General features: G+C 29.8%; 20 protein-coding genes. 19 read left to right on the top strand and 1 reads right to left on the bottom strand.

Annotated features, from left to right (window positions below):
• Window positions 1–10: 10 nt before the first annotated feature.
• From Q0V24_RS05415 to Q0V24_RS05370, 10 genes are all read left to right on the top strand, one after another.
• Window positions 11–511, top strand: coding sequence for an ECF transporter S component (locus Q0V24_RS05415; protein ID WP_297519350.1), 501 nt, complete (start codon window positions 11–13; stop codon window positions 509–511).
• Window positions 498–1271, top strand: a complete 774-nt coding sequence (locus Q0V24_RS05410; RefSeq protein WP_297519348.1) for a hypothetical protein — start codon at window positions 498–500, stop codon at window positions 1269–1271. Before Q0V24_RS05415 ends, Q0V24_RS05410 begins: the two co-directional genes overlap by 14 nt.
• 201 nt (window positions 1272–1472) lie before the next feature.
• On the top strand, window positions 1473–2870 hold the full coding sequence (gene rpoN, locus Q0V24_RS05405; RefSeq protein ID WP_297519346.1) for an RNA polymerase factor sigma-54: 1398 nt from the start codon (window positions 1473–1475) through the stop codon (window positions 2868–2870).
• A gap of 223 nt (window positions 2871–3093) precedes the next feature.
• Entirely contained in the window at window positions 3094–4122 is a 1029-nt protein-coding gene (locus Q0V24_RS05400) for a sugar-binding transcriptional regulator (protein ID WP_297519344.1), read from the top strand.
• Between the two features lie 85 nt (window positions 4123–4207).
• Window positions 4208–5206 (top strand): type I glyceraldehyde-3-phosphate dehydrogenase, encoded by a 999-nt coding sequence (gap, locus tag Q0V24_RS05395; RefSeq protein ID WP_297519342.1) that lies wholly within the window; start codon window positions 4208–4210, stop codon window positions 5204–5206.
• 127 nt (window positions 5207–5333) lie between these two features.
• Window positions 5334–6524: a phosphoglycerate kinase gene (locus Q0V24_RS05390; protein WP_297519340.1), complete on the top strand. Its 1191-nt coding sequence runs from the start codon at window positions 5334–5336 to the stop codon at window positions 6522–6524.
• Window positions 6525–6682: 158 nt separating this feature from the next.
• Window positions 6683–7429, top strand: coding sequence for a triose-phosphate isomerase (gene tpiA, locus Q0V24_RS05385; RefSeq protein ID WP_297519338.1), 747 nt, complete (start codon window positions 6683–6685; stop codon window positions 7427–7429).
• Window positions 7430–7688: 259 nt separating this feature from the next.
• Complete coding sequence (gene gpmI, locus Q0V24_RS05380; protein ID WP_297519336.1) at window positions 7689–9224, top strand: 2,3-bisphosphoglycerate-independent phosphoglycerate mutase; 1536 nt, start codon at window positions 7689–7691, stop codon at window positions 9222–9224.
• 129 nt (window positions 9225–9353) lie between these two features.
• The gene (locus tag Q0V24_RS05375) at window positions 9354–9719 is read left to right on the top strand and encodes a hypothetical protein (RefSeq protein ID WP_297519334.1); all 366 of its coding nucleotides are present in this window, start codon (window positions 9354–9356) and stop codon (window positions 9717–9719) included.
• A 153-nt stretch (window positions 9720–9872) separates the two neighbouring features.
• Window positions 9873–10337 (top strand): deoxyuridine 5'-triphosphate nucleotidohydrolase, encoded by a 465-nt coding sequence (locus tag Q0V24_RS05370; protein WP_297519332.1) that lies wholly within the window; start codon window positions 9873–9875, stop codon window positions 10335–10337.
• A 53-nt stretch (window positions 10338–10390) separates the two neighbouring features.
• Here the strand turns inward: Q0V24_RS05370 and Q0V24_RS05365 are convergent, their stop codons facing one another.
• Window positions 10391–10750, bottom strand: a complete 360-nt coding sequence (locus tag Q0V24_RS05365; RefSeq protein WP_297519330.1) for a hypothetical protein — start codon at window positions 10748–10750, stop codon at window positions 10391–10393.
• Between the two features lie 260 nt (window positions 10751–11010).
• Here Q0V24_RS05365 and Q0V24_RS05360 point away from each other — a divergent pair, with 260 nt between their 5' ends.
• From Q0V24_RS05360 to Q0V24_RS05320, 9 genes are all read left to right on the top strand, one after another.
• Window positions 11011–11547, top strand: a complete 537-nt coding sequence (locus tag Q0V24_RS05360) for a GNAT family protein (protein WP_366938276.1) — start codon at window positions 11011–11013, stop codon at window positions 11545–11547.
• A 71-nt stretch (window positions 11548–11618) separates the two neighbouring features.
• Entirely contained in the window at window positions 11619–11885 is a 267-nt protein-coding gene (locus Q0V24_RS05355; protein WP_297519328.1) for a hypothetical protein, read from the top strand.
• A gap of 500 nt (window positions 11886–12385) precedes the next feature.
• Window positions 12386–12934: a tryptophan transporter gene (locus Q0V24_RS05350; protein ID WP_297519405.1), complete on the top strand. Its 549-nt coding sequence runs from the start codon at window positions 12386–12388 to the stop codon at window positions 12932–12934.
• A 330-nt stretch (window positions 12935–13264) separates the two neighbouring features.
• The gene (eno, locus tag Q0V24_RS05345) at window positions 13265–14584 is read left to right on the top strand and encodes a phosphopyruvate hydratase (RefSeq protein ID WP_297519326.1); all 1320 of its coding nucleotides are present in this window, start codon (window positions 13265–13267) and stop codon (window positions 14582–14584) included.
• Window positions 14585–14813: 229 nt separating this feature from the next.
• Window positions 14814–15053, top strand: coding sequence for a preprotein translocase subunit SecG (secG, locus tag Q0V24_RS05340; RefSeq protein ID WP_297519323.1), 240 nt, complete (start codon window positions 14814–14816; stop codon window positions 15051–15053).
• Window positions 15054–15339: 286 nt separating this feature from the next.
• Window positions 15340–17523 carry a ribonuclease R gene (gene rnr, locus Q0V24_RS05335; protein ID WP_297519321.1) on the top strand — a complete coding sequence of 728 codons (2184 nt, stop codon included), beginning with the start codon at window positions 15340–15342 and terminating at the stop codon, window positions 17521–17523.
• Between the two features lie 143 nt (window positions 17524–17666).
• Complete coding sequence (gene smpB / locus Q0V24_RS05330; RefSeq protein WP_297519319.1) at window positions 17667–18134, top strand: SsrA-binding protein SmpB; 468 nt, start codon at window positions 17667–17669, stop codon at window positions 18132–18134.
• A 181-nt stretch (window positions 18135–18315) separates the two neighbouring features.
• Window positions 18316–20865: a bifunctional lysylphosphatidylglycerol flippase/synthetase MprF gene (gene mprF, locus Q0V24_RS05325; RefSeq protein WP_297519317.1), complete on the top strand. Its 2550-nt coding sequence runs from the start codon at window positions 18316–18318 to the stop codon at window positions 20863–20865.
• Between the two features lie 105 nt (window positions 20866–20970).
• Window positions 20971–21546 (top strand): xanthine phosphoribosyltransferase, encoded by a 576-nt coding sequence (locus Q0V24_RS05320; RefSeq protein WP_297519316.1) that lies wholly within the window; start codon window positions 20971–20973, stop codon window positions 21544–21546.
• Window positions 21547–21709: the final 163 nt, after the last annotated feature.

The raw sequence follows: 21709 nt of genomic DNA, 5'->3' as shown, positions 1-21709 counted from the left end.
AGGGGACAGAATGAATAATATTAAAATTCAAAGTAAAACAAAATTATTAACAACAACTAGTATCTTAATAGCAATGAGTGCAGTTCTTGCAAATTTTAAGATTTTTGGAAGTATTGCCTTTGATTCAATGCCAGCTTTTTTAGCAGGAATTATTATTAATCCGGTAATAGGAGGAATAGTTGGTTTCTTAGGACATATATTTACAGCATTAACCTCAAGTTTTCCATTAACACTACCGATACATTTAACAATAGCTTTAGAAATGATGATAACAGTATACATTTTTTCTAAAGTTTATAAAATAAATAAAATATTAGGTATAGGTGTAGCTATATTACTAAATGGTCCTATTTCGGTATTAGTTACAGGGGTAGTACACAGTATATTTATAGGGGGTATGTCTATATCATTGTTTGTGAAAGCTATGATAATACCACTTACAATAGCTGGTGCAGTTAATATAATTATTGCTTGTATAATAGAAAGGAGCGCTAAAAATGTTAATATCTAAATTTCGTGATTTGGTCCTAATGGAGGTTTCAGAGGGGAAAGTTCTTACAATAGCTTGTGATAGTTGCGGAGGAATTGGTAGCAGTAGCAGTGATGTTGTAAAGGTCGATGAGGAGATAGTTGGATATTTAACAACTAGAGTTTGTATGTTTGAAACTCTAAGTTATAGAGCGCTTCCAAAGGTTATAGTTAATAATCTTTGTGTTGAGATGGATGGAAGAGGAGAAAAAATTCTAAATGGAATAAGAAGAGCCATGGATGAATTTAATGGATTAAATTTTGAAAGAAAACTTACAGAAGATAATTTAACAGGCAGTACAGAGGATAATATAGAAGTAATGCAAACTGCATTTGGAGTAACTGTAATAGGTGAAGAAGGTTTAGATGAGAGATTATGGGATATTGATAAAGATGATGTATTAATTGCAGTTGGTAAACCACTTGTTGGTGATGAGGTAATAAAATCATTAGCAGAGGATGATAATAGAATAGTATCTATGAAATCATTAAAGATAATTTTAGATTACTCAAAAGATGTAATTCCTGTAGGATCAAAAGGAATCGATTATGAAATATCAGTTTTAGAGGAAACAAATGGAATTGAATTAGAGAAGTATGAGAATATAGAAATAGATTGCAAAACATCAGCAGGACCAAGCACTGTTGTTTTAGCAATAGTTGAAAGAGATATGATCAGAAAAATAGAGAAAAGAATAGATGAAGAGATATTAGAGATTGGAAGAGTTAAAATTTTAAAATAATAAGGAGATAGCTTATGCAAATATGTATAAGCTACTTTTTTAGTTTAATATAGAGTAATTGACATGAAATTTATAAAAAAAGTTTATTTTATGGTACAAAAAGGAATGTTTGCTTTGAATACTTGTAAAAAAAATAGATTTGTTAGATAATTTAACTAGGTAAATGTAGTGATAAATAGAAAGAAAAATGGGTGTGTAAATATGGAAATGAATTTTAGCTTAACAATGTCACAAGAACAAAAACTTGTAATGACACAACAAATGCAACAATCAATCAAGCTTCTACAAATGTCGACTTGTGATTTAAGGGAATATATAGAAAAAGAATATGCAGAAAATCCTGTTTTAGAAGCAAGTTTTCATGATATGGAAATGCCAGAGAAAAAAGAGCAAGATAGGATAGATTACAAAGAGTTTATCAAATATTTAGAATTTGATAATTATGGGTCTCAAAGTTATGGTGATTATAGCAGTAATGATGAGAAGGCATCACCTTTCAATTTTATTACAAATGAAAAGTCACTTAAAGATTTTTTGAAAGAACAGATAACAGAGTTAAATCTTACAAGTAAAGAAAGAATTCTAACAGAGTATATGATAGAAAGTCTAAATGAGAAGGGTTATTTAGATATAACATTAGAAGAAATTACAAATGAACTTTATGAAGAACATGAGGAAGTAGAGCTTGCACTTACAATTGTACAAGGGTTAGAACCTCTTGGAATAGGAGCAAGGACTCTAAAAGAGTGTTTAATTATTCAATTGAGAAAGAAAAAAACACTAAATGATATTACAGAAACTATGATAAATAATCATTTAGAAGATATAGCCGATAATAAATATCAGGTAATTGCAAAGAGATTAAAGATAAGTATAAAAGATGCACAGGATTATGGTGATATGATTAAAAAATTAGAACCAAAGCCAGCTAGAGGTTTTTATACAGGCGAAGAGGTTAAATTTGTAATACCAGATGCAGAGATAAGAAAAATAGATGGAGAGTACTTTATAATAATGAATAATAAGGTGATTCCAACATTGTCTATAAACCCAATATATAATGAAGTATTAAATGAAGATGATAAAGATGCAAAAGACTATGTTAAAGAAAAAATGAACAAAGCAATGTTTTTAATAAAAAGTATTGAACAAAGAAAGTCTACGCTTTACAAAGTATTGGAAAAAATATTAGAATTCCAAAGAGGTTTTTTTGAACATGGAAAAAAAGCTTTAAAACCAATGACTTTAAAACAAATAGCAGAAGCTATAGATATGCATGAGTCAACAGTATCAAGGGCAATAAGAGAAAAATATATTTTAACAACTTTTGGTACTGTAAAAATAAAAGATTTATTTGTAGCAGGAATATCAAATAATACAATAAATAATAGTAATTCAGATGATGAAGATGTGACTGTTACTAACATTAAGAGAGAAATAGAAGAAATAATTAAAGCTGAAGATAAGATAAAACCTTTATCAGATCAGATGATAGAAAATAAGCTTTTAGAGGTTGATATGAAAATTTCTAGAAGGACTGTAGCAAAGTACAGAGAAGAACTTGGTATTAAATCATCAAGTAAAAGGAAAAGATTTTAATAATTTAGTAATAAAAAACAATATTTTTAATAATAATAAGAGTATAAGTAAATTATGCTCTTATTTTCATACTTTAATAGAGTGGTGTTCACAGTTTTTTAACAAAAAAAATTTGTAAAAAGGTCTTAAAATCCTTTTAATTTATTCACTAATAGTTTATAATAAGTTTGTGGGACAGAAAAGTTTCAAGTGGGACTTAAAAAGACCAAAGGAGCTGTTTGATTTGCATAATATTTTAAATTTGCAAAAAATAATTGTTCCAGAACTTGTAGAGGTTTTAGAAAAAAGATATTCAATTTTAAGAACAATAAACTACAATGCACCTATCGGAAGAAGGATGCTTGCTAGTAAGTTAGACTTAGGAGAGAGAATAGTAAGGACTGAAGTTAATTTCTTAAAAGATCAAAATTTGATAGAAATTAGTACTCCAGGGATGACTGTAACAAGTGAAGGAATTAAAATTTTAGATGATCTAAAATGGTTTATTCATGAACTAAAAGGATTATCACAAGTAGAACAAAAGGTAAAAGAATTACTAAAAGTAAGGAAAGTTATAGTAATTCCAGGAAATGTTCGACAGGATAAGAGTATATTACCTGATTTAGGTAAAGCAGCATCTACTTATATAAGTAAAACTGTTAAAAACAATGATATCATAGCAATTACCGGTGGTAGTGCAGTGAAGGAGTTAGTAGATAGTTTTCATAAAATGCAGAATATGCAAGGTATCTTAGTTGTTCCAGCAAGGGGCGGTATGGGTAAAAAGGTTGAAACACAAGCTAATACTTTAGCAGCTAACTTGTCTGAAAAGTTAAAAGGTAGTTACAAGATGCTTCATATACCAGAGAATGTTAATGCTAATATTCTAAAAAGCTTATATGAACAAGATGACATAAGAGAGGTTATTGATTTAATAAAATCAGCGAACATACTTATTTATGGAATTGGAAGAGCAGATAAGATGGTATTAAAAAGAGGTATATCTGAAGAACAACAACAAAAACTTTTAGATAGTGGTGCTATAGGAGAGGCATTCGGATGTTATTTTGATAATGAATCAAAAGTAATATCAGTAAGTACATCACCCGGAATAAATATTAATTCTCTTAAAAATGTAAGAGAAGAAATAGCTGTTGCAGGCGGAGATGATAAAGTCGAAGCAATAATTGCTACATTATTTAATAATAATAAAGTAGTTTTAGTAACAGATGAATGTGCCGCAGAAAAAATTATAAGTATTTTAAAAAATTAATTAGCTAAAAAGATTTTAAGAAAATTTAATTCTTAAAACTTAAATATATATTTAATATATATACATTATTAGGAGGTATTTAGTTATGGCAAGAGTAGCGATAAATGGATTTGGTAGAATAGGTAGATTAGCATTAAGATTAATGATTGATAACCCTGAGTTTGAGGTAGTTGCAATCAATGATTTAACAGACGCTAAAACATTAGCAAACTTATTTAAATATGACTCAGCTCAAGGTAGATTCAATGGAAACATCGAAGTTACAGAAGGTGGATTCATAGTTAATGGAAAAGAGATCAAAGTTGTTGCAGACAGAGATCCTAAAAACTTACCATGGGGAGAATTAAATGTAGACGTAGTATTAGAGTGTACAGGATTCTTCGCATCTAAAAAAGGAGCTTCAGCTCACTTAGAAGCAGGAGCTAAAAAAGTTGTTATATCAGCACCAGCTGGAAACGACGTTCCTACAGTAGTTTACAATGTAAACCACGATATATTAAAAGCTGAAGATACAGTTATATCAGGTGCTTCATGTACTACAAACTGTTTAGCTCCAATGGTTAACGTATTAAATGAGAAGTTTGGATTAGAAAAAGGATTTATGACAACTATCCACGCTTACACAAATGATCAAAATACATTAGATGCTCCACACGCTAAAGGTGATTTAAGAAGAGGTAGAGCCGCTGCTGCAAGTATCGTGCCTAACTCAACAGGAGCTGCTAAAGCTATCGGTTTAGTTATCCCAGAATTAGCTGGTAAATTAGACGGAAACGCTCAAAGAGTTCCAGTTATAACAGGATCATTAACAGAATTAGTTTGTACATTAGGTAAGAAAGTAACAGTTGAAGAAGTTAACGCTGCAATGGCTGCTGCTGCTAATGAATCATTCGGATATACAGAGGATCAAATAGTATCAGTTGACGTTATCGGAATTTCATTCGGATCATTATTCGATGCTACACAAACTAAAATCATGGAAGTTAACGGAAATCAATTAGTTAAAGTTGCTTCATGGTATGACAACGAAATGTCATACACAAACCAATTAGTAAGAACATTAAAATTCGTAGTTTCTAAATAATTTTAGAAAATTGAATATTAATAATAAATAAAAGGAGGCCTGGTTTTGTAGTTAAGACTATAAGCCGGGGCTCTTTTTTTATAATTAGTTATTTTACTATAAAAAATAATTTTAAGAGGTGAACGGTATGAACTTCAATAAAAAAACAGTAGAAGATATACAAGTAAAAGGGAAAAAAGTATTAGTAAGATGCGACTTTAATGTGCCATTAAAAGATGGTGTTATAACAGATGCAAACAGACTTGTAGGTGCTATGCCAACAATAGAATACTTAGTGAAAAATGGAGCTAAAGTTATACTTTGCTCACACATGGGTAAACCAAAAGGTGAAGCTAAACCAGAATTCTCATTAGCACCAGTTGCTATTAAGTTAAGCGAAATGCTTGGTAAAGAAGTAGTATTTGCTGCTGATGATATCGTTGTTGGAGAAAATGCTAAGAAAGCAGTTGCTGCAATGAATGATGGAGATGTTGTTTTATTAGAAAATACAAGATTTAGAAAAGAAGAAACTAAAAATGGAGAAGAGTTCTCAAAAGAGTTAGCTAGTCTTGCTGACATGTTTGTTAATGATGCTTTTGGAACAGCTCACAGAGCTCACTGTTCAACAGTAGGAGTTACAGAGTACCTTAATCCATCAGTTTGTGGATTCTTAATTCAAAGAGAACTTGATTTCTTAGGAAAAGCTGTAGAAACACCAGTTAGACCTTTTGTTGCTATACTTGGTGGAGCTAAAGTTTCAGATAAAATCAATGTTATAAACAGCTTATTAGAAAAAGTTGATACATTAATCATTGGTGGAGGAATGGCTTATACATTCTTAAAAGGTCAAGGATTTACAGTTGGAAGCTCACTTGTAGAAGAAGACAAAGTGGAATATGCTAAAGAAATGTTAGCTAAAGCTGAGGCTAAAGGTGTTAAGTTATTATTACCTGTAGACCACAGAATTTCTGCTGAGTTTAAAGATGTAGAAGCAGTTATAACAGAAGATCAAAATATTGCTGATGGATTTATGGGACTTGATATTGGACCTAAATCAGAAATATTATTTGCAAATGCTGTTAAAGAAGCTAAAACAGTTATCTGGAATGGACCAATGGGAGTATTCGAATTCGATAACTTCAATAAAGGTACAGTTGCAGTGGCTAAAGCTATGGCTGATGCTGATGCTACAACAATAATTGGTGGTGGAGATTCTGCTGCTGCTGTTAACATCTTAGGATTTGGAGATAAAATGTCTCACATATCAACAGGTGGTGGTGCATCACTTGAATTCTTAGAAGGTAAAGTATTACCAGGAATAGATGCTTTAAACAACTAATTTTAGGTTTTTAATCGGAAAAGATTTTATATATAATAGATTGAAGTATTAAAGATAAGTAAGTCTTTAATTGTAAGGGGACTTACTTTAATTAAAATATTAGTTTAAGTGATTAAATTAAAATAGACGTTTACAAAATAAATTATGAGGTGAATAGAATGAGAACTCCAATTATCGCAGGAAACTGGAAAATGAATTATACAGCTGATAAAGCAGTAGAAGTAGTAAAGGAATTAATGCCATTAGTAAAAGATGCTAAATGTGACGTAGTTGTATGTCCAACTTTCGTATGTTTAGATGCTGTTAAAAAAGCAGTAGCTGGATCAAATGTTAAAGTAGCTGCACAAAATATGCACTTTGAGCAAACAGGAGCTTTCACAGGTGAAGTTTCAGCTGAGATGTTAGAGCAAATGGGAATCGATTATGTTGTTTTAGGACATAGTGAGAGAAGAGCATACTATAACGAAAATGATACAGAAATCAAATTAAAAATAGCTGCAGCATTCGCTCATAACATAACACCAATAGTTTGTTATGGAGAAAGCTTAGAAAATAGAGAAGCTGGAACAACAAATAAGGTTATCGAAGCTCAATTAACAGTAAGTTTAGCTGGTCTTACAGACGAGCAAGCTGCTAAAGTTGTTATAGCTTACGAGCCAATTTGGGCTATAGGAACAGGTAAAACTGCTACTTCAGAGCAAGCTAATGAAACAATAGCTGCAATCAGAGGAATGGTTGCTGGTATGTACGGTAAAGAAGTTGCTGATAAAGTAAGAATTCAATACGGTGGATCAGTTAAACCTAACACAATTAAAGAGCAAATGGGTATGTCAGATATCGATGGTGCTTTAGTTGGTGGAGCTAGTTTAGTAGCTACAGACTTCTCACAAATAGTTAACTTCTAATTATAACAATGTTTAGAAATTAAAAGTTTAATTTTAGAGGAAATGGAATAAACAATAGTAGTAGTTAATTGATAATAATTCTCTACTACTATTGTTTTTCTTTTTTAAAAGTATTATAATATAGATATAAAGAAGAAGCTTATTGACTTAATAAATAGAAATAGTTATCTAAGAGTAGTATTTTAAATTTTATATATTGAAGATATAAAATCTAAAATATAGAACTAGAGATAAGAAAATAGTTTGGAGGGGAATTATAATGACAAAGAAACCAGTAATGTTAATGATATTAGATGGAATGGGAATTACAGAAGCAGGAGACGGAAATGCTGTTGCAGCTGCTAAAAAACCTAATTTAGATAGATTAATGGCTAAATATCCAGTTTCAAGACTTAATGCATCAGGTATGCAAGTAGGACTTCCAGAGGGACAAATGGGTAACTCAGAAGTTGGACATTTAAACATAGGAACAGGAAGAATAATCTACCAAGAGCTTACAAGAATAACTAAAGCAATTGCAGATGGAGATTTCTTTGAAAATAAAGGATTAATGACAGCCGTTAAAAATGCTAAAGAAAACGGAACTGCTTTACACTTAATGGGACTTTTATCAAGTGGTGGAGTTCACTCACATATAGACCATTTAAAAGGTTTATTACAACTTGCTAAAAAGAATGAATTAACAAAAGTTTATGTTCATGCTTTCATGGATGGAAGAGATGTTGCACCGTCATCAGGAAGAGCCTTCGTAGAAGAATTAGAAGCTGCTATGAAAGAAATTGGAGTAGGTGAAATTGCTTCAATAAGTGGTAGATATTATGCTATGGATAGAGATAATAGATGGGATAGAGTAGAACTTGCTTATAATGCTATGGTTAAAGCAGAAGGTGAAAAAGCTACATCAGCTTTAGCAGCTATGGATGCTTCATATCATGATAATAAGACTGATGAATTTGTATTACCTACAGTAATAATGAATGGTGAAAATCCAGTAGGAAAAATTAATTCAAAGGATTCAGTTATATTCTTTAACTTTAGACCAGATAGAGCTAGAGAACTTACAAGAGCTATGGTAGATGTTGATTTTGCAGGATTTGATAGAGAATTAGTTAAGACAACATTTGTATGTATGACTCAATATGATGTTACAATAGAAAATGTTGAAGTTTGCTATAGACCAGAATCACACACAAATACTCTTGGAGAGTATTTAGCAAGTAAAGGTATTAAGCAATTAAGAGCAGCTGAAACAGAAAAATATGCTCACGTAACATTCTTCTTTAATGGTGGTATAGAAGCACCAAATGAAGGTGAGGATAGATTACTTGTACCATCACCAAAGGTTGCAACTTATGATTTACAACCAGAAATGAATGCACCAGAATTAACAGATAAATTATTAGCTGAAATAGATGCTGATAAATATGATGTTATAATTGTGAACTATGCCAACCCAGATATGGTTGGACACACAGGTGTTGTTGATGCAGCAATTAAGGCTGTAGAAACTGTTGATACATGTGTTGGAAGAATATCTGAGAAGATACTTGAAAAAGATGGAACATTATTTATTACAGCTGACCATGGTAATGCTGAAGTAATGATAGATTATTCAACAGGTACACCTATGACAGCACATACAACTAATTTAGTGCCATTCTACTGGATTGCAAACAATTCAGAGGGTAAAAACTTAGCTGATGGTAAACTTGCTGATATAGCACCATGTATGTTAGAAACATTAGGTCTTGATAAACCAGTAGAAATGACTGGAGTATCATTATTAAATAAATAAATAATTTATTTTAAGAGGGCTGAAGAAATTCAGGCCTCTTTCATTATATATATATATGCAAAAAAATAGAAATTTTTTAGTTGTTTAAAATTATAATATATAATACTATATATTATGAGGTGATTATATATGGATAAAATTTTAGTATCAAAGCTAATAGGGAAGAATAATGCAATAATATTAGAAGACCAAATATATAATCTAAGAGATATACTTGACTCTTTTAGAGGGAGTATTATAACTCAAGTTAAATTAAAGCAAAGTGAAATCTTTATTGCAAAAAATAGGCTTAGTGAGATAAATACTATAGTAGAACCTATGATTATAGTTCTTTTAGAACTTGTTGGATATACAAATAGTAAAAAATATTTAGATAAATATTTAAGAGAGTTAAGTATGAGTATCTTAGAACTTATTAAGGCTATTGGAAGTAAAGAAGAAAAAGATTTTATTTATTACACTAATATTTTGATGGATTTAGTTTTAAAATATTAATATAGAAAGTAAACTAGCTTTTAAAGGGGCTAGTTTATTTTTATATTCTTTTATAGATTAGTTATAAATTAGGTTTTGGTGTAAAATAATATAGAAATATGTCATAAAGGTAGGTGAGTATTTAGTGAGTGCTAAAACTCACTAAATAAATGTATGAAGTTAGAAGTTAGATATATCGATAAAAACTTAACTAAAATGGAGAAAATAGATAAAGGTGATTTAATAGACCTTAGAGCTAGTACAATCTCTGTTAATGGTGAGGAAAAGACTTTTCCCTGTGAATATAAAATGGGAGATGTTATATTTGTGAAATTAGGATTTTCAATGAAAATGCCTGAAGGTTTTAAAGCAAATGTATATCCAAGAAGTAGTACATTTAAGAATTACGGTCTTATCTTAACTAATGCAGTGGGTCAAATAGATAATGCTTATAATGGAAATAATGATCAGTGGTGTTCAATGTTTGCTTGTTTAAAAGATGGAAAGATGGATTATGATGATAGAATTCTTCAGTTTGAAGTAGTTAAAACAACTATGACAGGTGTTGAATTTAATTTTGTTGAAGACCTTGGAACATCAAAGGACAGAGGTGGGTATGGTTCAACTGGAATTAAATAACCAAAAAAAGATGCCTATATAGGCATCGGGGAAGTGCTGAGTAATCGGCACTTTTATTTTTTTCTATTTGGTTTAATTTTAGATTTTGGTTTAATTTGTGTGTTTTTATAAGTTATAACTTTTGCTGTGGATATTAGTGATGTTGTGACATTTAAAACAAATGCAATTGCAAGTGGTAGTACAGTGACAGTAAACCATGTTTCCATTATAAGTGAGTTAGATATTCCAACTCCTACTATTATAACGAAATTCACTATAAAAGCTATAATATGTAATGATTTAGGTGGCATGTTTTTAAACCACTTATAAAATAAATTTGTAAGTTTATGTCTAAGTTTTATTTTTGTAGATATATAGAATAGTCCGCATATTATAAAAAATGCTATAAGTAATGATATTGTTTCTTTTGACATTGATACACCTCATTTTGAATTTTAGTATTGCTTTATACTATATATAATAATATAATTTTATAAAAAAACAAAATTTGAAATATATGGATGTGAATGATTGTTCATTAAAAAATATTTTGTTATTATTAGTATGATACATAAAATAGTGTATTATTTAGAGTTTTAGGTTTGAATGCATTGTAGATTGATGAAGTGATAGAATGTTTATTTTTTATTAAATTTTAATAAAAAAATTATAAGATTTTGTAGGAGGAGAATTTATGATTTTTACAGGAAGTAAAGTAGCTTTAAGAGGTTACAGTTATGAAGATATAGTAGTGGCACATAAGTTTGTGAATGATTATGAGATAACTAAAAATTTAGCTTTGGGGTCAATTTTCCCAGTGAGTTTAGATGAGGAAGAAGAATTTATAAGAAAATCTTGTGCGAGAAGTGATGATATGACTTGTAATTTTGCAATTGAATCATTAGAAGATGGTGAGTATATAGGTGGGTGTGGAATTAATGAAACCGACCTTAAAAATAGAAACTGTACGGTTGGGATATTCATAGGAGAAAAGGAACTTTGGGGACAAGGCTATGGAACTGATGCTATGGAGGTTTTAATTCAATATGCTTTTAATGAACTTAATTTTGAGAAGATAAAATTATCAGTTTATTCTTTTAATAGTAGAGCAATAAAATGTTATGCAAATCTTGGGTTTGTAGAGGAAGGGCAACTTAAGAAAGAGATATTTAGAGAAGGAAAATATCATGATGTAATTTTAATGGCGATGTTTAGGGAAGATTATTGTTAGAATTTGGTTAAGTTTGAAGATTTACTTGAATATACTGTATTATAAGTGAAAAAATATAGGAGTTGGGTTTTATGGAAAATAAGACTAAGGTTATAACATTAGTAACGGTGGTTTCAAGTATCATAACAACAGTACTTATATTATTATATTTTACAGGTGTTGGTTTATCTTTAGAATTTGGTATATTGTTTTTAGCTATAACAGAAATGTTGATAGGAATTGCACAATATGAAATTGCACGAAGCAAAGATGATAAAAATTATAATTTAATTGGTGACCTTTGCATATTTGTGGGGATTGTAATTCTTGTTATAGTGATTGGTAGTAGAATCATATAGGTTTAATTCAAATAAAAATTACTGCTTTGATAAAAGTTTAAGTGTTGTCTATAAAAAAATTGAAAAAGTAGTGACAAGTTAAATGTTATAACATATAATATACATTAAATGGAAATAAATTAGCCGTTGATAAAGAGGAGTAATTAAATTTAGCTTTAACAAAGAGAGCAGGTGGTGGTGGAATGCTTGCAAGAAGAAATTTAATGAATGGACTTTTGAGGTATAAGAAGAAATCTTTAATTAGAGAGTATTACTTATGGTGGACTGCACCTTATAGCGGATAGAATATGTTAGTATTCGAAAAGAGTGGTATATTTATTTGAATTTTATTTAAAGTATGATATACAATTTAGGTGGCAACACGGTAACTCCGTCCTATGTTTATAGGACGGAGTTTTTTTGTTTTTAAAAATATTTTGAGGAGGTGATTCTAGTGATGTGAACTTTAAGTGATGAATCAGAGTGGAAAAACTATAAAAATAATAAATTTAAGGGAGTAGATAGTTATGAGAAACAAAAATACAAAAACATTAGTTATGAATGCTTTATTATTAGGGGTTGGAGCTATGCTGCATCAGATTACACCAGCACTTGGATTACCTATGCAACCAGATTTTGCACTTGCAATGCTTTTTATTATAATTATTTTAAATGATGGAAATTATAAAACAACTTTAATTTCAGGAATAGTTACAGGGATATTCACAGCTATGACAACGAAATTTCCGGGGGGGCAACTTCCAAATCTAATAGATAAGATAGTTACAGCACATATTATATTTTTACTTATACTTTTAATTAATAAGATTCTTAAAGAAATGGATGATAGAAAGAAAAGACTTATTCAATGTTTTATAATTTTACCTATTGGAACCTTTGTAAGTGGAAGCTTATTTCTTGGTTCAGCACTTATGATTGTAGGTCTTCCTGCACCGTTTATAGCTTTATTTACAACGGTAGTTTTGCCGGCAGTAGTTATTAATTTAGCGGTTGGAGTTACTTTATATAAAATAGTAGAAAAATCACTTAAAATTGCAGTTGCAAAATAAGTTAAATATAGAATATTGCTAGGAAGTTTAAACTTTCTAGCTTTTTGGGTTTTATGGTAAATAAATAGAAAGACTTTGGGAATAATAAGTATATAAAATAGATTTGTTTATATAGATAGTTAGAGTAATTTGGAGGTAATGAATAAAAAATATACAATATTTAGCCTTAGTTTAGATTTTTTTAATGAAATAGTATTGATAATAAGTATTAATTAGTATATAATAAATACAATCAATGAAAAAAGAAATCAATTAAGAATAAATATTAATCGGAAGATTACAAATATAAAATATAAATATAAATAGAAAAAAGCAAAGGAGCGAATAGTTATGAAACAATATTTAGAAATAGTAGAAATAAAAGCAAGACAAATTCTTGATTCAAGAAGTTTTCCAACAGTAGAGGTTGAAGTTTACTTAGAAGATGGAACAATGGAGAGATCAATAGTACCATCAGGAGCATCAACTGGGATTTTTGAAGCAGTTGAACTTAGAGATGGCGATAAGAGTAGATATATGGGAAAAGGTGTTACAAAGGCAGTTGAGTTTGTTAATACAGAACTTGCAGAAGCAATTGTAGGACTTAATGTTTACAATCAAACAGAAATTGATAAAAAGCTTATAGAAATTGATGGAACTCCAAACAAAGGAAGAATAGGAGCAAATGCTATTCTAGGAGTATCACTTGCAGTAGCCAAAGCAGCAGCATCATCACTTGAACTACCATTATATCAATATATTGGAGGAGCTAATGCGAAGGTCTTACCAGTTCCAATGATGAATATAATCAATGGTGGAAGTCATGCTGACAACTCAGTAGACTTACAAGAATTTATGATTATGCCAGCAGGAATGACAGATTTTATGGAAGCTATAAGAGCTTGTTCAGAAATTTATCACTCATTAAAATCAATATTAAATGCTAAAGGATATTCAACAGGAGTTGGTGATGAGGGTGGATTTGCTCCAGACCTTAAATCAAATGAAGAAGCTATTGAAATTATCTTAGAAGCTATTGAAAAGGCTGGTTATAAGGCTGGAGAGGAAATCTTTATAGCACTTGACCCTGCATCATCAGAATTCTATAATGATAAAACAAAAATGTATGAGTTAAAACATGAAGGTAAATCATTAACAGCAGAGCAAATGGTTGATTTTTATGAAGACTGGGTTAATAAATTCCCAATTATATCAATAGAAGATGGTATGGCAGAAGAAGATTGGGATGGTTGGAAGATAATGACTGATAGACTTGGTGAGAAAATTCAAATTGTTGGTGATGATTTATTTGTTACTAACACAGAGAGATTATCAAGAGGTATTGAAGAAGGAGTTACAAACTCAATTCTTATAAAACTTAACCAAATTGGTACATTAACAGAAACATTAAATGCTATAGAAATGGCTAATAGAGCTGGTATGACAGCCGTTATTTCACATAGATCAGGTGAAACAGAAGATACTACAATCGCAGATTTAGTTGTTGCTGTAAATGCTGGTCAAATCAAAACAGGAGCACCTGCTAGAAGTGAGAGAGTTGCTAAGTATAACCAATTAATAAGAATTAATGAAGAGCTTGGTGAAGTTGCAGAATTTAGAGGTCTTGATTCATTCTTTAATGTTAAGAACATTAAAAATATTAAAAAATAATTAAGTGTATTATATAATATAAAATTAAAGGGACTACTTATACATTATTTATTAAGGTGTAAGTAGTCTCTTATTTATTTTGAAGAGTTAATAATATAAATTTTAATATAAAGTTAAATATTCCCTTATAAGTATACATAATTACAGTTGATATTGTAAAAAAATAGGGCGTGTGATATTATTAGAGTAAGATTATAATACATTGAGAAATAATGTGGAGGTGCTGGGTTTGAGAACAGGTCTTATAGTTATTGAATTTATACTTGCAATAGTGATAATAGGTTCTATCTTAATGCAACCAAGTAAGGCAGATGCTTTAAGTGGTTTTATTCAAGGTAAAGGTGAAACTTTCTTCTCTAAGAATAAAGGCAAGACAAAAGAAGCTATGCTTATTAAAACAACAGTTGTAGCGATGATTTTATTTGGTTTAATTACAATTGTACTAAATATAGGCAGTTTATGGGGCTAATAGAGAGCTAAACGTACAGCAAAAGTTGTGCGTTTTTTTATATATAAATTTATAAAATAATGTTACATTAATTGATACTTATTACATAAAATATAGTGTAGGGAATTAATTAGTAAGGGTGAAAAAAGAGAAGAGTAGATTGAAAAGCACGAGATTTGTCATAAGATTATATCTATATATTAAAAGTGTCAAATATGGTACTATATAAGTAGTATCAATTGAGATTTTTTTGGCAAGAATTAAAAGAAAAAGAGAAAAAAACAAATGAAATTAACGGAGGAATAACATGGGATTAAAAGAAAAACTCCTAAGTCTAATGGAAGAAGAAGCATTTAGACCAATGGATATACAAGAATTAGCTAAGATATTTAATATAACGCCTAGCGAATATAAAACATTTAAAAAGACAATTAGAGCAATGGTTAAAGATGGACTACTTGCAAGAGATTCAAAAGAAAAAATAGGTCTTTCAACAAGAATGGGAATGGTTGCAGGTAAGTTACAGTTACACCAAAAAGGATACGGATTTGTACTTCCAGATGAAGAGGGAAGAAAAGATGTATTTATACCTAAAAATAATATGGGTACAGCTATGAACGGTGATAAGGTACTTGCTAAGGTATTAAAAGAAGATAAGGATGGCAGAAAGTGCGAAGGTGAAATTGTTCAAATTACAGAAAGAGCACTTAATGTAATCATAGGAAAATATGAAGATAGTAGAAGTTTTGGGTTTGTAATTCCAGATGATAAAAGAATGCTTAAAGACATTTTTATATCAAAGAAAGATAGACATAAAGCTCAAAGTGGAGATATAGTAAAAGTTGAAATTACTAAATGGCCAGAACAAAACAAAAAGCCTGAGGGTATAATTGTAGAAGTTTTAGGACAAAAAGGAGATGCTGGGCTTGACATATTATCTGTTATTAAGAGATATGCACTTCCAGAAGAGTTCCCAGAAGAGGTACTAGCTTATACTGAGAAAATATCAGAAGATATACCACAAAGTGAGATTAAAAGAAGAACTGACTTTAGAGACTTAAGAATGGTTACAATAGATGGAGAAGATGCTAAAGACCTTGATGATGCTGTTTCTATAGAAAGACTAGAAGATGGTCTTTATAGACTTGGAGTTCATATTGCAGATGTAACTCATTATGTTAGAGAAGAAAGTCCACTTGATGAAGAGGCTATTAGTAGAGCAACTTCAGTATATCTAGTAGATAGAGTTATACCAATGCTTCCAAGGAAATTATCTAATGGAATATGTTCATTAAATCCACAAGTTAATAGACTTACACTTAGTTGTATGATGACTATTAATGCATCAGGTAAAGTAATTAGTCATGAAGTTCATGAGAGTATTATAAGTACTGATGAGAGAATGACTTATACAGAGGTTACAGAGATTCTAAAAGGTGATGAAGAACTTAACAAAAAGTATGATTATCTTGTAGATGATTTTAAGGCTATGCAAGAACTTGCTCTTATTTTAAATAAGAAGAGAATGGATAGAGGGGCAATAGACTTTGATTTTGCAGAGTGTAAGATAATACTTGATGAAAATGGGAAAGCTGTTGATATCAAGCCTTATGAAAGAGGGATATCAAATAGAATGATAGAAGAGTTCATGCTTGTATGTAATGAAACTATATCAGAACATTTCTACTGGATGGGAGTTCCATTTATATACAGAATTCACGAAGATCCAGATGATGCTAAACTTGATAAGTTTAAAGAGTTTGTAAGCAATCTTGGATATACTATTAACTGGGGTAAAGAAATTAACCCTAAGGCAATGGCTGAAATAGTTCAAATGGTTAAAGGTAAAGATGAAGAAACTGTTGTAAATACACTTTTATTAAGATGTATGATGCAAGCTAAGTACTCAGAAGTTCATGAAGGGCATTTTGGTCTTGCAGCTGAGTATTACAGTCATTTTACTTCTCCAATCAGAAGATATCCTGACCTTCAAATACACAGAATTATTAAAGAGGCTTTAAATGGAAAACTTGATGAGGAGAGAATTAAAAAGCTTTCTAAGATAGTAGTACACACAGCGAAGCAATCATCAGAAATGGAAAGAGTTGCACAAGAGGCAGAAAGAGAAGTTGATGATTTAAAGAAAGCTGAGTATATGAAAGATAAAGTTGGAATGGAGTTTGATGGTATTATATCATCTGTAACATCATTTGGTGTGTTTGTACAGCTTCCTAATACAATAGAGGGACTTATACACATTACAGACTTTAGAGATGATTATTATGTATTTGATGATGTAAGACTTTCTCTTGTTGGAGAAAGAACAAAGAAACTATACCAACTTGGAGATAAGATAAAAATCTTAGTTTCAAAAGTTGAAGTAGATAATAGAGAAGTATTCTTCGCAATTGCAGAAGATAAGTATATGAAAGAAGCTAGAGAGATTAAAGAAGCTGAAAAAGCAACAAAAATTCTTGAAGATTCAAAATAATCGAAGATTAGAAACTAGTAAAGTATAGTAATATTTAAGTAAACACTTACAGTTTTACTATCTTTATGATAAAATAATTAGTAAACACATCTTAAATTTTTAGTTTAGGATGTGTTTAAAAATATTCACGAGTAGGTGATAATATGGCAAGAAAAAAGAGTGTCAATTCATTAGCAGAAAATAAAAAAGCATGGCATGAGTATTTTGTGGAAGAATCAATGGAAGCAGGGCTTGAACTTGTTGGGACAGAAGTTAAATCAATAAGAGTAGGTAAAGCAAATCTTAAAGAGTCTTATGCTGATATAGAAAATAGTGAAATATTTATAAAAAGCATGCATATAAGTCCATATGAGCAGGGAAACATATTTAATGTAGACCCTCTAAGATACAGAAAACTACTTCTTCACAAAAGTGAGATTGCAAGACTTGAAATTATGGTTAAGCAAGATGGAATAACTTTAATACCTTTAAAATTATATTTAAAAAATGGTAGAGTTAAAGTTCAACTTGGTGTGTGTAGAGGTAAGAAAAACTATGATAAAAGAAATTCTATGCTTGAAAAAGATGCTAAAAGAAATATAGCAAGAGAGCTTAAAGAAAGAAACAAATAGTTAAAGTTAAATTGTTAAAAAGAGTGTTTATAATCTGTTTTATGAGATTATTAGCACTTTTTTTTGCTTTTATAGAAGTTATTGTTGGGAAAAGAGAGAAAAAATAGTTAAAATGTTGTAAACTAAGTTAAGGCGATAAAAATAAAGTTACTAAAGAAAAAACAGAATTTAGGAGGCGTAGATGAACTTAAAGATAAGCAAAAAAGTACAAACTATATTAAAAATAATATTTGTTTCGATTGTATTTATTTTTGTTATAAGAGAATTTAGTCATATATTAAAGGGTGTTAATCCACAGTATTTCATAATGTATAGGGATAAACTAACGGTTGTTAATCTTATAGTGATTGGAATTTTAGGGATAATATCATATGCACCTTTATCATTTTATGACTTTATACTAAAGAAAAAGGTTGGTATTAATCTACCATATAAAAAACTTTATAAATATTCTTGGATTGCAAGCTCAGTTGCAAGTCTTATGGGATTTGGTGGTGCAGCATCACTTGCGATAAAGCAACATTTTTATGGAGATTATGTAGAAGATAAAAAATTATTATTAAAAGAAATAAGTAAAATAATAGGACTTAATTTAAGTGGGCTTGCAGGGATATGTTTATTCTATCTTGCAACTGATTATAAAGACTTTTTAGGGCAAGGATGGGTCATTATACCTATGGTTCTGCTTGCTGCTTATGTACCGTGTCTTTTAGGTTATTTAGTATATAAATTAATTAAAACTAAAGATTTAAAAGATTTTTTAGGAACACTTGCGATTATTGGAATGTCTATTTTAGAATGGGTTACAACAGTTATACTTATATATGTGATACTTAGAATTACAGGTGCACATATTGGATTCTATAAATTTTTACCAGTATACATAACATCAGCAGTAATTGGTATTATAAGTATGATTCCAGGTGGTGCAGGTACTTTTGATTTAGCATTTATTACAGGAGTTGAAAGTTTTGGAATACCTGTAGCACAAGCATTGATAGTAGTTTTATTATATAGAATAAGTTACTATATAGTACCCGTCATAATTGGAATAGCTCTTTATGGGCATGATTTTAGTAAGAAGATGAATGAAAGATATAATAATCTTCCAGATCAAATAATATCATCATTTGCTTATAAATTTTTAAGACTTATGGTATTTTTAACTGGAATAACAATGCTTCTTACAGGGATAAATGAGAGATTACTTTTAAAAATAAGGCTGTTTGGAAAATTCTTTGGAACTAATACACTTGGTTTTTCAAATGATTTAAGTATTCTTATAGGTTTCCTTTGTATAGTTGCGGCATGTATGCTTAGATACAAAACAAAGTATATTTATAAGGCAACGCTTGTTCTTATAATAGTTGGGATATTAACTTTACTTTCAAAAGGATTTTACCCAGGAGAGATAATAATAAGTGTTGTAGCAGCTTATATACTTTATAGAAGTAAAAGTTCATTTTATAGAGAGAGTTTTATTGTTAACTGGAAAAATACTATTAAAGATGCAAGTATACTAATAGCTTCACTTTTAGGTTATTATGCAGTTTTAGATTTTTATTTAAAGTATACGAAGGGTCATTTAGAGAAGGAATTATTTAGACAACTTGGAGGTACTGCACTTTCAATGTTTATAATTGCAGCGATAATTTATATTGTAATTTACTTCATGCATTTAGAACAAAAATTCCCAACTAAAACATTCTATGATTATGAAGATGATATACATGAGATTGTTAAGAATTATAGAGGTAGTTCTTTAACTCATTTAGTTTATTTAAGAGATAAATATATTTATATGAATGAAGATAAAGATGTAATGTTCCAATATCAAACATACTTAGATAAGATATTTGTTCTTGGAAATCCAATAGGGAATAATGAAAAGATATTTGCAGGGATAGAGTCATTCTACGAACTTGCAGATAAGTATGGTTATACTATTGTATTCTATCAGATAGAAGAGGATATGATAAAGTATCTTCACTCACATGGATATGATTTTATGAAAATTGGTGAAGAGGCTATGATTGATGTTCAAAGCTTTGAAGTTGTTGGAAATAAAATGAAGAGTCTTAAAAAATCAAGAAATAAGATGGTTAGTGATGGCTATACTTTTGAAATGATTTATCCACCTTATTCACAGGAATTAATGGCAAGACTTAAATATATTTCAGATGATTGGCTTGATGGTAGATCAGAAAAAGGATATTCAGTTGGTTTCTTTGATGAGTATTACTTATCAAAAGAAGGGATTGGGCTTGTGAAAAACTCAGAGGGCGAAATTGAAGGTTTTGCAAATATAATGAGTATGTATAATGGAAAAGAAAGTTTTTCTGTGGATCTTATGAGATTTACAAAGGAAGCTACAAGAGGAGTTATGGACTATATGTTTATTAATCTTATAGAGGTTGGTAAAGAAAAAGGCTATGAGAAGTTTAATATGGGAATGGCACCACTTGCAAATGTTGGTACATCTAAATATGCTTTCCTTAGTGAGAAAATAGCACTTCAAGTTTATGAGTATGGACAAATATTTTACTCATTTAAAGGTCTTAGAAAATTTAAAAATAAGTATACAAATAATTGGGAACCAAGATATGTTGCATATAGAAGAAAAACACCTATTGTATTCTCAATGATACAAGCAGCACTTCTTGCTAAAAATGCACATGGAAAAAATATATCACTTATTACAAGAATTAAAAATGCTTATTTTGATAAATAGATATAGGTTTATAAAAATAACAAATTAATCTTTTTTATAGCAAAATAGATTAATTTGTTATAAGATTATAAGAGATATTGAATATTGTTGAAAGGACTGAATTATATGGAATTATTAAAACAAATGATTAAAGAAAAAGGTAGAGTAGAAGATAATATTCTAAGAGTTGATAGTTTTTTAAATCACCAGATGGATGTTAAATTAGTAGAAGAGATTGCTAAAGAGTTCAAAGAAAGATTTAAAGATGAGAAGATAGATAAAATACTTACTGTTGAGTCAACAGGAATTGCTCTTGCTGCTTTGGTAGCAAAAGAATTTGGATATATTCCAATGGTATTTGGTAAAAAAGTAGATAGAGTTCCAAGATATAAAGAAAATGAAGTTTATACATCAGAGATATATTCATTCACAAAGCAAACAGCTTACAATGTTGTTGTTGATAAGAAATTTATTAATGAGGGTGAGAGAATCCTTATTATAGATGATTTCCTTGCAAATGCTTGTGGAATATTTGGTCTTTTAGATGTAGTTAAACAAGGTGGAGCAAGTGTTGTTGGAGCTGGGATTGTTATAGAAAAAGGCTTCCAAGATGGTAGAAAGCACCTTGAGAATAAAGGAGTTAGAGTCGAATCTCTAGCTATAATAGATAAGATAGAAAATGGAGAGGTTACTTTTAGATAATCTATCTTTTAAATAAAAATGAGCTAAGCAAGATTATTGCTTAGCTCATTTTTTTCATTTATATCACGATATCTTTCAATAATTTATTTCTTTAATATCATGATATAATTATATTTAGATAGTAAGAGATTGAGAAGAGAGCATATATTTGAGAGGTAACCTA

Source organism: uncultured Clostridium sp. (assembly GCF_947039605.1).
GTDB lineage: Bacteria > Bacillota > Clostridia > Clostridiales > Clostridiaceae > Sarcina.
The sequence above is the reverse complement of the archived record's forward strand: the minus strand, read 5'-3'. Positions and strand labels throughout refer to the sequence as shown.